General features: G+C 50.9%; 11 protein-coding genes and 2 tRNA genes. All 13 read left to right on the forward strand.

What is annotated here, in order from left to right; translation table 11 throughout:
* Positions 1-114: 114 nt before the first annotated feature.
* The 13 genes from DWY84_RS00065 to DWY84_RS00125 all read left to right on the forward strand — a co-directional run bounded on the left by DWY84_RS00065 (position 115) and on the right by DWY84_RS00125 (position 13,187).
* A complete protein-coding gene (locus DWY84_RS00065; RefSeq protein WP_118529784.1) occupies positions 115-3,591 on the forward strand; it encodes a DUF5717 family protein in 3,477 nt (1,158 codons plus the stop codon).
* Positions 3,592-3,639: 48 nt separating this feature from the next.
* The gene (locus DWY84_RS00070) at positions 3,640-4,866 is read left to right on the forward strand and encodes a DUF5716 family protein (protein WP_118529786.1); all 1,227 of its coding nucleotides are present in this window, start codon (positions 3,640-3,642) and stop codon (positions 4,864-4,866) included.
* Positions 4,863-5,675 (forward strand): tetratricopeptide repeat protein, encoded by an 813-nt coding sequence (locus DWY84_RS00075; protein WP_118529788.1) that lies wholly within the window; start codon positions 4,863-4,865, stop codon positions 5,673-5,675. The genes DWY84_RS00070 and DWY84_RS00075 overlap by 4 nt, the downstream gene beginning before the upstream one ends.
* 103 nt (positions 5,676-5,778) lie before the next feature.
* A tRNA-Val gene (locus DWY84_RS00080) sits at positions 5,779-5,851 on the forward strand.
* A 14-nt stretch (positions 5,852-5,865) separates the two neighbouring features.
* Positions 5,866-5,939: transfer RNA gene (locus tag DWY84_RS00085), tRNA-Met, on the forward strand.
* Between the two features lie 135 nt (positions 5,940-6,074).
* Positions 6,075-6,731, forward strand: coding sequence for a phosphoesterase (locus DWY84_RS00090; protein WP_118529790.1), 657 nt, complete (start codon positions 6,075-6,077; stop codon positions 6,729-6,731).
* A 198-nt stretch (positions 6,732-6,929) separates the two neighbouring features.
* On the forward strand, positions 6,930-7,853 hold the full coding sequence (locus DWY84_RS00095) for a diacylglycerol kinase family protein (protein ID WP_118529792.1): 924 nt from the start codon (positions 6,930-6,932) through the stop codon (positions 7,851-7,853).
* 20 nt (positions 7,854-7,873) lie between these two features.
* Positions 7,874-8,449, forward strand: coding sequence for a 2-C-methyl-D-erythritol 2,4-cyclodiphosphate synthase (ispF, locus tag DWY84_RS00100; protein ID WP_118529794.1), 576 nt, complete (start codon positions 7,874-7,876; stop codon positions 8,447-8,449).
* A 45-nt stretch (positions 8,450-8,494) separates the two neighbouring features.
* Complete coding sequence (gene cysS / locus DWY84_RS00105; RefSeq protein ID WP_118529796.1) at positions 8,495-9,904, forward strand: cysteine--tRNA ligase; 1,410 nt, start codon at positions 8,495-8,497, stop codon at positions 9,902-9,904.
* On the forward strand, positions 9,889-10,329 hold the full coding sequence (locus DWY84_RS00110) for a ribonuclease III domain-containing protein (RefSeq protein WP_118529798.1): 441 nt from the start codon (positions 9,889-9,891) through the stop codon (positions 10,327-10,329). The genes cysS and DWY84_RS00110 overlap by 16 nt, the downstream gene beginning before the upstream one ends.
* A complete protein-coding gene (gene rlmB, locus DWY84_RS00115) occupies positions 10,326-11,066 on the forward strand; it encodes a 23S rRNA (guanosine(2251)-2'-O)-methyltransferase RlmB (RefSeq protein WP_118529800.1) in 741 nt (246 codons plus the stop codon). The genes DWY84_RS00110 and rlmB overlap by 4 nt, the downstream gene beginning before the upstream one ends.
* Positions 11,067-11,094: 28 nt before the next feature.
* A complete protein-coding gene (locus DWY84_RS00120; protein ID WP_347560731.1) occupies positions 11,095-12,120 on the forward strand; it encodes a transglutaminase-like domain-containing protein in 1,026 nt (341 codons plus the stop codon).
* Between the two features lie 23 nt (positions 12,121-12,143).
* Positions 12,144-13,187 (forward strand): type II secretion system F family protein, encoded by a 1,044-nt coding sequence (locus DWY84_RS00125; RefSeq protein WP_118529802.1) that lies wholly within the window; start codon positions 12,144-12,146, stop codon positions 13,185-13,187.
* Positions 13,188-13,198: the final 11 nt, after the last annotated feature.

Genomic DNA, 13,198 nt, shown 5'->3' on the forward strand with positions numbered 1-13,198 from the left:
TGCCTCTTTCATTCAACAAAGTTTTTATTAATCATACCAATTTAAACCTTTTAAATCAAGTGAAATTATGCTAAACTAATGCCATGTATGGAAAAAGGTGTGACAGAGGATACTATGAGAGAAAGAATTAACCGACTGGCAAAAGGCATCGTGGATGCAGAAATCCCGGAGGTTTTTGTTCTTCCGGAAACCTGCGGCGGCATGGTGACAGCCGGACAGGTATGCAGAAAAGAACTTTATGTGGCGGACCGTTATGGCTGTTTTGTGAAAGGCCTGGTGTATTCGTCCCATCCGTGTGTGCGGGTGCTGGGCTCTTCCTTTGGAGGAAACCGGAACCGTATTTTTTATGAGGTTGACTGCCGTACCCTGTCAGACGGAGACAAAATCGAGGGAGTATTTGATCTGGTGACCAATGGCGGCGAGAAAAAGCTGCCATATTCTTTTGTTGTGGAACCGGATCCGGTAGGAAAAATTCTGGCCGGGTTAAAACAGCCGGAAGATTTTGCAAAGCTGGTGCAGGCTGACGGGGAGTTCGCAAAGCGTCTGTTTGAATACCGTGATTTTACGGAAGCGCCTTTTTTACAGGATCTTCATGTCCGTGCGTTGTATGACGGCTTAAAAGGCCGTCCGAACCGTCAGAGTGAACTGGAAGAATTTCTGGTGGGCCTGAATGTAAAGAAACCGGTGGAATTAAAAGCAGACACCACGGTGCGAAGCTTTGAAAAGACGCAGGCAGGAATGCAGGATGTGATCCGTGTGGAGAGCAGTACCTGGGGGTATGTGCGGTTCGAGGTGTACGCAGACGGGAAATTTATCGTTCTGCCGAAAGCTGTATTCACGGAAGAAGATTTTAAGAATGGCGTATGTGAGATTCCGTATCAGATCGATCAGGCACATCTTCACCATGGAAAGAATCTTGGCGCAGTCTGTATCACATCCCTGCGCCAGAGCATTTGTGTTCCGGTGGAGGTTCTGGCAGGCGAGGAATTAAAGGACCGCCCGGGATATGGCAGGCGTGAAGCCTTTGGAAAGTACCTGGAGCTGCGCCTGGAATATGAGCTTGGTCTTTACGGGGAAGCTCTGATGCGAAATCAGTTAAAACAGCAGCTGGAAGCTATCCGCAGTCAGTATGGTGAGAGCCTTGCGGTGAATCTGTACCAGGCAGATCTGCTGATCCTGGAGGGAGACACAGAAGGGGCGAAAGAACTTCTGGAAAGCTGCCGGGAAGAGGCGGCAGCCGTGCGGAAATACCGGCCGGAGTATGAACAGCTCCAACGGTATCTGATGCGCCAGCTGGACGAAGGCGAAGCCGCGGAGCAGGAAACAGAGGAAGAAAGTCTGGCCGGACTCAGAAAAGAGTTTGAGAGCGGCAGCCGGAGCCCGTACCTGTATGTGCGGGTGTGGGAGCTTTATCAGAAAGATCCGCAGCTCCTTACAGGACTTTCTGATTTTGAACTGCAGGTTCTGATGTTTGCCGCAAAGAGGAAGCTGATGGATGAAGCCTTCGCGTGCAGGGCCGCGAAACTTGCGCCTTCCAGAAAGCATGGAGGAAAGCTGCTTCTGCGCTTTTTCATGATGCTGTATCAGCAGTATCCGGAAATCGAAATCTTAAACGCGGTCTGCAGCATTCTGATCAAGGCAGACTGCCGGGATAAAAAATACTTTAAATGGTATAAAAAAGCGCTGGAGGATGGTATCAGCCTGACACGGCTTTACGAATATTACTTGTACGCGCTTCCGGATGATTATCCGTACCTGCTTCCGAAAGAAGTCCTTTTGTATTTCTCCTATGAGAAATACATGGATACGGCCAACCGGGAAGTGTTATACAACAACATTGCCCGGTTCATGAATCCGGAATCTACGCTGTACCGGCAGTATGAACGTGATATTGAGCAGTTTACCATGGAGCAGCTTCTGCGCTCCCGTGTGAACAGCCGGCTGGTAACGCTGTACCAGCATGTCTTATACAAAGAAATGATTGATGAACAGGTGGCCCGGGTGCTTCCGGCTCTCTTAAGATCTTACCGCATCACGGTGTCTAACAAAAAGATCCGCTCCGTTGTCGTATGCTACGAGGAGCTGGAGCGGGAGGATGTGGCCGCGGTTAAGGATGGCGTGGCTTATGTACCGCTTTTTTCAAGTCATCCGGTTCTTTTGTTCCAGGATGAGTACGGAAACCGTTATACGGATGTTTCTTACCGGAAACAGCAGGCTATGTTGGAAAACCGCAAAGAGCTGGAGGAACGCTGTTACGATATTTCTCCGGAGCAGCCTATGCTTCTGTTAGAGCGCTGCAGCGCCATTGTAAAGGATGGCATGAAGGGGACAACAGACCGCCGCGTTCTGAAACGGGCCCTGGCAGAGTTAAAGCTGCATCCCTTATTCCGGGAAAAGCTTCTGGAAAGCCTGCTTGGCTATGACAGCCGCTGCCGGAGCGAAGAGGAAGGAGCGGCTGGTGTTCTGGACTACTGGAATCAGCTGAAACCGCAAAAACTGTCCAGGGAAAACCGCGGGAAGCTGATCCGCATGCTGATTCTTGCCGGGAACAGCCAGGAGGCATTTTTCGTTGTGCGGGAATTTGGCTGGAGCGGTACAGAGGAAAGGGAACTTCTGGATCTGTGCAGCCAGATGATCTTAAAACAGATGCCAGAGTCAGATGACACGCTGTTAAAGCTGTCCTGGGAGCTTTTCACAAAGAACCAGTGGGACGGGGCGGTGCTGGATTATCTGTGCGAACACTTTAATGGAACCTCAGAGCAGATGTATCAGCTGCTTACACAGAGTGAAAAAGAGCATGTGGAGCTTTATGATCTTCCGGAGCGGCTTCTGGCACAGATGATGTTCAGTGGTGAAACCGAGCATATGGATCCGGTATTTGACTGCTACAGAAGTGGAAAACAGGTCAGTGATCTGGTTTCAAGGGCTTATTTCACCATGAAATCCTGCGATTATTTCCTGAAAAACCGCGCAACGGAGGATTCCGTGTTCACGCATCTCGAGGACGTGGTCCGGGAGACAGCAGACAAAAAACGGGTTCCGACGATTTATCTTCTGGCGCTGACATTGTGGTACAGCCGAAAGTATAGTTTGTCAGATGACCAGAAGGAACTGGCATCCGGCATGACGGAGGAGCTTCTGGAGGAAGGACGGATCTTTGCGTACTTCCATCAGCTGGGACGCCATATCCCGCTTCCGGATTCCATTATGGACCAGATTACCATCGAGTACCGTGGCAGCAGAGAAGCAAGACCGGAGCTGAAGATCCGGGTACTTCCAAATGAGGAGACGATCCATAACGCGGAGTTTGTGAAAGTATATCCGGGCATTTACATCCATCAGCATGTACTGTTTGAGGGAGAAGTGCTGGAGTATGAGGTCTATGAAAATGGGGCGGACGGAAGAAAAAAGACGGAAGAAGGACGGCTTTCCTACGACGCTTCCCAGACAGACACACGGGTGAGCCGTTTTGCTGCCCTCAACGATATGAGCCGATGCCTGGCACAAAAGGACGGGCAGAAGCTGAAAGAAAAAATGGAGAAATATCTGACAGACCATGCAGCCATGGAGTCTTTGTTTTCCTTAATGTAAAGACGAAAAACAAAACCGGCGGCCGGCCTGCCGGATCAGAGGAACGATATGAATGAACTGATAGCAGGCATTGACCTGTGTGATGAATATACGCAGGTCAGCTGTGGAGATGAAGAAAAGGCATGGACATTCCCAACGGTGATCTTCCGCCACAGAGCGGCGGGTACCTGGTCGGTAGGGGAGGATGCCTATGCGCAGACTTTAAGAGGCGAGGGAAGCCTGACAGACAAGCTGGTGAAGCTGGTTTTAAAAGACGGGACCGCTACATTGGACGGAGTCCGCTATACGGCGAAAGAACTTCTGGAGCTGTTTCTGGAGCGGGTACTCTGTACGGTAAAAAAGGATCTGGAAACGGAAGACGCATTTCAGGGACTGGTCTTTACTGTACGCAGTCTGGATGAACGCCTGGTGGAAACGCTGTATTCCTGCGGAGAAAAGCTTGGTTTGGAAAAGAAACAGATTCGCGTCATCGGACATTCGGAAAGTATGATTTACTATATGTTAAGCCAGAAAAAGGAAATCTGGAGCGGAACAGTTGGCATGTTTGACTTATCCGAACAGGAACTTCGCTATTACGAGATGAAGGTCCAGCGCGGATTAAAGAAAAACGCGGTTTTGGCAGAGTATGAGACGATGGAGGAATCCTTTAGCCTTGATATCCTGGAAACACCGTCCGGCGCGAAGCTGGGAGATAAGATCCTGTGCACCTGCGCAGACCGGCTGATGCAGAGAAAACTGTATTCCGCGGTATTTCTGATGGGAAAGGGTTTTGAAAAGCGGGAGTGGGCAGAGGATTTTATGAAGCTGCTCTGCACAAAACGGAGAGTCTACATGGAAACAGCAATGTTTGCTAAAGGCGCCGCATACTGTGCGCAGGATCATCTCCGTCCACAGACATCCTATCCTTATGCCATGATCTGTGAAGGGCGTCTGAAATCTTCCGTCGCTATGGAGGTTTTGCATAAGGGACAGGAAATGACTGTGACACTGGCGGCAGCCGGCGATGGCTGGAGAGACAGCGGATCTATGCTGGAGGTGATCCCGGAAAAGCAGAACGCCATAGAATTAGAAATTATGCCATTCGATTCCAAAAAGAAAAAGGCAGTTACACTGATGCTGGAAGGATTCCCGAGTCGTCCGGAAAGGACAACCAGAGTGAGAGTGGAAGTATCCTTTTTAGATGAAAAGACAATGAAAGTGGTTCTCACAGACCGGGGCTTCGGGGAACTGTTCCCAGCCACGGATACCAGGATTGTACAAGAGGTTATGCTATGAGTTTGAGATTATGCAGATCGGAAAAGGTGAAAAATCCGTATTATGTGAGTTTTCTTGGGGTGCACCTGTATTCTTCCCAGGAACTGGCGTATGTGATTTACCATTACCCGCTCCTGGTAATGGATCATCTGGTAGATGACCGGCTACTTGATTTTCTGCGGGAGGAGCTGAACCTTGGTTTTCTGGCACTGAAACTGGAAAACTGGAGAAAAAGTGGGGAAGATCTGGATGAAATGCTGATGTTTCTGCTTCAGGAGAGCGACTATTATTCTGCAAATGAGATTTCGGAATACCGCCAGACCTTAAGCAGTTACCGGAAACAGCCTGCTGCGCAGATCAAAAAGCTCCGCGGGGATGCCTTATTTGGCATGCGCCAGTATGGAAAGGCGGTTAAGCTGTATCAGGAAATTCTGGATAATCCGCCGGAGGAGGCGGCAGAAGAACAGCTCACAGCGCAGGTCTGGAATAACCTGGGGGCCTGCTATGGCCGTATGTTCCTGTTTGATAAGGCGGCGGAGGCCTTTGAGAAAGCCTACAACCGGAGTGGCAGCCGGGACTGCCTGCGAAGCCTTTACTGGATTGAAAAGCTCGACAGCCGCGTAACGCTGGGAGAGCGCTTCCATGCGGCAATCACGCAGGAGGAGCAGGAGGCCTGGGACGCGCAGCTTTCAGCAGCCCGGGAGAAGGCCGCGCAGTCTGATCTGGTAAAACAGGTGGAAACCTGGTTTGGCGATGGAGCAGAAGATGGAGAAAAAGCAGCCCGGGAACTGGTAGAAACCTGGAAAAGCGAGTACCGTGCCATGGTATAAACAGAAAAAATTCAAAGAAATGAAAAATAATGCTTGACATATCTGGGAAAACACGGTAAACTATCGGAGCAGTCGCAAGTGAGACATCTTGTGATTCTGATATGGGGTCTTAGCTCAGCTGGGAGAGCATCTGCCTTACAAGCAGAGGGTCATAGGTTCGAGCCCTATAGGCCCCATATATACCGAATATGGCGGAATAGCTCAGTTGGCTAGAGCACACGGTTCATACCCGTGGTGTCGAGAGTTCAAATCTCCCTTCCGCTACTTACCTGAAGTTCTGGAATACCAGAACTTCTTTTGTTTTACAACCTAAATTTTTTCTAAAATCCCTTGTAACCTGAAAATGGGTGTGTTATAATCCGAAAAAGCTGAATGAAACGTTTTGAAAGGAAAAGTCAAGTGAAGAACCTGTTAAAAAAATATGGACATATCTGGGTCTGCGGCTACATCCTTTTGTACCTGCCATATTTCTTCTGGCTGGAGAGTGTGATTACGGACAATTACAAGATCATGCATGTGGCCTTAGATGATATGATCCCGTTTAGTGAGTACTTTATCATTCCTTACATTATCTGGTTTTTTTATGTTTCCGGCGCGGTTCTGTATTTCTTCTTTACGGATAAGCAGGACTATTACCGGCTGTGTGCCTTCTTATTTATCGGCATGACCATCAGCATGATGATCTGCACGTTTTATCCGAATGGCACAGATCTGCGGGTGGAGGTAGATCCGCACAAAAACATTTTCTGCTATCTGGTACAGAAAATCCATGACAGTGATACACCAGCCAATGTATTTCCGAGCATTCATGTATACAATTCTCTGGGTGTGCACATCAGCGTCATGAACAGCGGACGACTGAAGAACCGCAGATGGGTCCGCCGGATCTCATTTGTGATCATGGTTGCGATCTGCCTGTCTACCGTATTTTTAAAACAGCATTCCGTGGCAGATGTCACGGGCGCGCTGGCACTGGCTTACGTTATGTATCAGTTTGTATACGGAAACGTTTATGTGTTCAGCCGCAGAACGGCAAGACAGAAGGTTACCGGTTAGAATGAAACGTACAATAAAAAGAGCTGTTGCGAAACAGGATGGAGCGTTTGGGCCCTGTTTCGCAACGGCTTTTTCGATTGTCAGAATTGAATCTATTTTTTATACAAAATTCTTTAGGAGATTTTGCGGATTTATGGTATACTTATAGATAATAATGTGTGGGTAACTGCTTTGCAGTTACAAATGCGGGAGGTGCCCATGTACTATTTTATCGTAAATCCCAACGCCCACGGCGGACGTGGGAAAAAAATATGGAGAAAGCTGGAACGCCAGATTCACAAATCCGGGATTCATTATGAGGCATTCCAGACGGAAGCGCCGGGAGATGCCAGACGCATGGCGGCAGAGCTGACGGCTAACATGCAGGAACCGGCCACCATTGTAGCGGTGGGGGGAGACGGCACGGTCAATGAAGTCTTAAATGGCCTGGCAATCAGTGATCTTCTGACAGTCGGTTATATTCCAACGGGTTCCGGAAACGACCTGGCCCGGGGGTTAAACCTGTCCGGAAGTCCGAGAAAGTGCCTGAAACGGATCTTAAATCCATCGGAGATCTGCCGCGTGGATTATGGCATCCTATCCTATGAAGATGAAGAACCGGTCTACCGGCGCTTTATGGTCAGCAGCGGCATCGGGTTTGATGCTGCGGTCTGCCACCGGCTGTTAGATAAAAGCGGAACCGGCGGACTTCGCCAGATTCTGGGAAGAGGCCGTTATATCCTGGCTGGCCTTAAACAGCTTCTGACCGCGAAAGCTTCCCGCGGACACCTGATTTTAGATGGTGTAAGGCGGGTGGAATTTAACCATATTTATTTTGTTTCCGTGCATAACCATGGCAGTGAGGGCGGCGGCTTTCTGTTTGCACCGAAGGCTGTGTGTGATGACGGAGAACTGGAGCTTTGTGTGGCACATACCGCTTCCAAGCTGCGGCTGTTTCCGGTGTTGTTCGACGCATACCGGGGGCACCTGGGCAGACGCCGAGGCGTTCATTTTTACCGCTGCCGGGAGGCTGTGATCCATGTGGACAGGCCGCTTCCGGTCCATGCAGACGGTGAAAACTGTTTCTGCCAGGATGAGATGCGGGTGCGGTGCGTGAAGAAAAAGCTCCGCATGATCTTATAGAAATAAAGGAGAGAACAACTATGCGAATCGGACAGGGATACGATGTCCATAAGCTGGTAGAAGGACGTGATCTGATCCTGGGCGGAGTTACCGTCCCTTATGAGAAGGGCCTTCTGGGGCATTCCGATGCGGATGTATTAGTTCATGCAGTTATGGACGCCCTTCTGGGAGCAGCCGCGTTGGGAGATATCGGCCAGCATTTTCCGGATACCGATCCAAAATATAAAGGAATATCCAGCATTGCCCTGTTAAAGGAAGTCGGGGCACTTCTGGAAGCAGAGGGCTATGTCATCGAGAATATTGATGCGACCATCATTGCCCAGCGGCCGAAGCTGGCGGCATACCGCCCGCAGATGGCAGAAAACATTGCCGACGCGCTGCATCTGGAATTAAACCAGGTGAGTGTGAAGGCAACCACAGAGGAAGGACTTGGATTCACCGGAAGTGGTGAGGGCATTTCTTCCCAGGCCATCACGCTGCTTTCCCATATGCGTGACTTTGCGGCAGATGACCGCATGGTGTACCGGGATGACGCCTACAGCGGCGGCTGCGGCGGCTGCCCTGGGTGTTGCGGCAGCAAAAACGCAGAATCATAAAGGAAAGAAAACAGCCCTGAACGTGGGAATACAAGGAGGAATAACATGAAGATTTTTAATACATTGACCAGAAGAAAAGAAGAGTTTGTGCCGTTAGAGCCGGGAAAGGTAAAGATGTATGTATGCGGCCCGACTGTGTACAACTTCATCCATATCGGAAACGCGCGCCCGATGATCATTTTCGATACCGTGCGCCGCTACTTTGAATACAAAGGCTACGATGTCAACTACGTTTCCAATTTCACCGACGTAGATGACAAGATCATCAAGAAGGCCATCGAGGAAGGCGTAGACGCAGAGACCATTTCCAAACGCTACATTGCCGAGTGCAAGAAGGACATGGCCGACATGAACGTGAAACCGGCTACCACCCATCCACAGGCAACCCAGGAGATTCAGGGTATGCTGGAGATGATCCAGACCCTTATCGACAAGGGCCATGCTTACGTGGCAGCAGACGGTACCGTTTACTTCCGCACCAAGTCCTTCAAGGGCTACGGAAAGCTGTCCCATAAAAACCTGGATGAGATGATGTCTGGCTTCCGTGAGCTCAAAGTAACCGGCGAGGAGAACAAGGAGGATCCGTCCGATTTCGTCCTCTGGAAGCCGAAAAAGGATGGCGAGCCGTACTGGGAGTCTCCGTGGTGCCAGGGCCGTCCGGGCTGGCACATTGAGTGCTCCGTCATGTCCAAGAAATACTTAGGCGAGCAGATCGATATCCATGCAGGCGGTGAGGACCTGATCTTCCCGCATCACGAGAATGAGATCGCCCAGTCTGAGGCAGCCAACGACAAGACCTTCGCAAATTACTGGATGCACAACGGCTTCTTAAATATCGACAACAAGAAGATGTCCAAATCCCTCGGAAATTTCTTTACCGTCCGTGAAATCGGTGAGAAATATGATCTGCAGGTGCTGCGCTTCTTCATGCTGAGTGCACATTACCGCAGCCCGATCAACTTCAGCGCAGAGCTTATGGAGGCTTCCAAAAACGGACTGGAGCGCATCATCACCTGTGCAGAACGCTTAAAAGACCTTCTTAACAAGGTGTCCGGCGACGCGCTGACTGAGGCAGAGCAGGAGAATAAGAAGAACGTGGACGAGCTGGTCGCAAAATTCGAGACAGCTATGGACGATGACTTCAATACCGCAGATGCTGTTTCTGCAATCTTTGAGCTGGTAAAGCTGGCCAACAGCACAGCAAATGAGGAGAGCACCAGAGCATACGCAGAACTGCTTGCAGGAACCATCGAAAAACTTTCCGATGTTCTTGGTATCATCACCGAGCGCAAGGCGGAGGTGCTTGACAGCGAGGTTGAGGAGCTGATCGCTGCAAGACAGCGGGCGAGAAAAGAAAAGAATTTTGCCCTGGCCGACGAGATCCGCCAGAAACTTCTGGATATGGGCATCGTGCTGGAAGATACCAGAGAGGGTGTAAAATGGAAGAGAGCATAAAAATCGAGGAGGCCATCGCAAAGGCGCTGAAGCTGGAAGCGGTGGATCCGCGGACCTACTCGCCGTTAGTACTTGCCTACATCGGAGACGCGGTTTACGAACTGCTGATCCGCACGAAGGTCATCAACCATGGCAGCATGCAGGTCAACAAGATGCATAAAAAGAGTGCCAGCCTGGTCAAGGCAGAGACCCAGGCCAACATCATCAAGGCCATTCAGGATGATCTGACGGAGGAAGAGCTGGCTATATACAAGCGGGGCCGCAATGCCAAATCTGCTACCACAGCCAAGCATGCCACCATGATGGATTACCGCATGGCGACCGGTTTTGAGGCCCTTGTGGGTTATCTGTACCTGCAGGCACAGCATGACCGTCTTCTGGAACTGATCCGGGACGGACTGGAAAAGATTGGAGAACTTTCATGAGATACGAAGAACTGACTATAGAAGGAAGAAATGCCGTACTGGAGGCATTCCGTTCCGGAAAGACCATCGACAAGCTGTTCGTGCAGGACGGCTGCAAGGATGGCCCCATCCAGAGCATTGTCCGCGAAGCAAGAAAATCAGACACTATCATCAGCTTTGTGCCGAGAGAACGTCTGGATCAGATGTCCGAGACTGGAAAGCACCAGGGCGTCATTGCTCATGCGGCAGCTTATGAGTACGCTGAGGTGGAGGATATCTTAAAGGCAGCAGAGGAGAAGGGCGAACCGCCGTTCATCTTCCTGCTGGATGGCATTGAGGATCCGCACAACCTTGGGGCGATCATCCGTACGGCGAACCTGGCAGGCGCACATGGTGTCATCATTCCGAAGCACCGGGCAGCAGGCCTGACCGCTACAGTAGCAAAGACCTCTGCAGGTGCCTTGAATTACACACCTGTGGCCAAGGTCACAAACCTGGCTCAGACGATTGAAGACTTAAAGAAACGCGGCCTCTGGTTTGTCTGCGCGGATATGGGCGGCGAGGTGATGTACCGCCTGAATCTGAAGGGACCGATTGGTCTGGTCATTGGAAACGAAGGAAACGGAGTCGGCAAGCTGATCCGGGAAAAATGCGACATGATCGCGTCCATTCCGATGAAGGGTGATATCGACTCCTTAAATGCTTCGGTGGCAGCCGGTGTGCTGGCTTACGAGATCGTGAGACAGCGCCTGAGCTGAGAACCGGAGTCCGGAAAGGAAGGTGTTTATGATGAAGAAAAAAAGCATCGGAACCGGCACGGCTGTGCTTCTGACGGCGGCAGTGCTTTACGGGTGCGCAGGAAACAGTATACCGGCAGGAACAGAGCATTCTGCGGAGGCGCAGGAGACTTCCGCTTCGGAGGCAGCAGAAACTCTGGGAGCGGAGGATGCGGCAGAGACACTGGCTGTCATTGAGGACGAGGCAGTTCCGCTTTATCAGAAGCCGGCCGGCAGCGATGTGCGTACCCCGGTGGCAAGCGGCAGTGTGACATATGGCAATGGCCGTGCCACGATTGATGCCTCCAATACCTCCAATGGTTATGTCATGATCAAGTACACCGGCGGACAGAGCCGCATCAAGATCCAGATTGCCAAGTCCACCACGTATACCTATGACCTGAATGCCCGCGATGCCTACGAGGTATTTCCGTTCACTGAGGGAAACGGAACCTACAGCATCAAGATTTTTGAGAATGTCAGAGGAAACCAGTATGCCCAGGTCATGAGTCAGGATATATCGGTCAGTCTGGCGGATAAATTCGCGCCGTTCTTAACTCCGAACCAGTATGTAAACTTTTCAAGCGGAAGCGCTGCGGTAAATAAGGGCGCGGAGCTGGCGGCATCTGCGGCAGACGCGATCGGCGTGGTTACCAATGTATACAATTATGTGATCAAGAACATTACCTACGACACGGCCAAGGCCACTTCGGTACAGAGCGGTTACCTTCCAAACGTAGACCAGGTGCTGGCTCAGAGAACCGGTATTTGCTTTGATTATGCAGCTCTGATGACGGCAATGCTGCGTTCTCAGGATATACCGACCAAGCTGGTTATCGGCTACAGCGGCGGGCTGTATCACGCGTGGGTGAATGTCTACATCGATAATGTAGGCTGGATTGATAACTTCATTTACTTCGACGGACATGACTGGTCGCTGATGGACCCGACCTTTGCTTCCTCCGGCGGGCAGAGTGAGTCTATCAAGCAGTACATTGGAAACGGAGCAAACTATCAGGCAAAATATACCTATTAAGCTACACAGAGGGGGAGTGAACAATGGCAGCAAAAGTTTATTCCGGACGGGAACTGTCGGCATTCTGTCTTCAGATATCCATTCTGCTGAAGGCCGCGGTTCCGTTAGATGAGGGGCTCTATCTGATGGCAGAGGATGCCCCGACGGAAGAGGAAAAGAAGCTTCTTCATACAATGGGAGAGGATGTGGAGCTGGGGGATCCGTTCTTTGAATCCCTGGAGCGAACCGGCGCATTTCCGCCCTATGTAGTGCGCATGGCAAAGCTGGGACAGCAGAGTGGTACCCTGGACCAGATGATGGAGTCCCTGGCAGACTATTATGAAAAAGAATATTACATGATGAAAAATATCCGCAATGCCATTACCTATCCGGTGATGATGGTCGGTATGCTTCTGATTGTACTGTTTGTTCTGTTCACCCGCGTAATGCCGGTGTTTGAGCAGGTATACGCACAGCTTGGCGTACAGATGTCCCCGCTTTCCCAGGCGGCCTCCAGACTTGGCGGAATCTTAAGCGGCGCGGCCCTGGTGGTGTTTGCGCTTCTGGCAGTGGCAGTCCTGATCGCGGCAATCGCGGCTGGCGTGGGAAAAGAACTGACGATTGCCCACAAGCTTATGGAGCGGCTGAAACGAAACAGCAAGACAGCACTGGCAGCTGCCGGCCGCCGTTTCACCGCAGTGCTTGCACTGACCATTCGCAGCGGTATGGAGCTGGATAAAGGTATGGAGCTGGCAAGAGAGCTGGTAGACAATGGCACGGTGGCGGAGAAAATCGATGTCTGCAGCGAAAAGCTGCAGCTGGGCGAGGGCTATTATGAGGCTATGAAGGAATCCGGACTGTTCAGCAGTTTTCATATCCAGCTCATCAAGGTTGGTGTGCGAAGCGGTAAGATGGACGAAGTGCTGCAGGAAATTTCAGATGACTATGAACAGCAGGCAGATGCTTCCATTGACGCTATGGTGGCAAGACTGGAACCTACCCTGGTGGCAGTTCTGGCAGTGGCAGTCGGGCTGATCCTTCTTTCCGTTATGCTTCCGCTGGCAGGAATCCTGGCAGGGGTAGGCTGAGACTGACGGAG

It is taken from the genome of Clostridium sp. AF27-2AA (assembly GCF_003478505.1).
Lineage (GTDB): Bacteria > Bacillota > Clostridia > Lachnospirales > Lachnospiraceae > Brotaphodocola.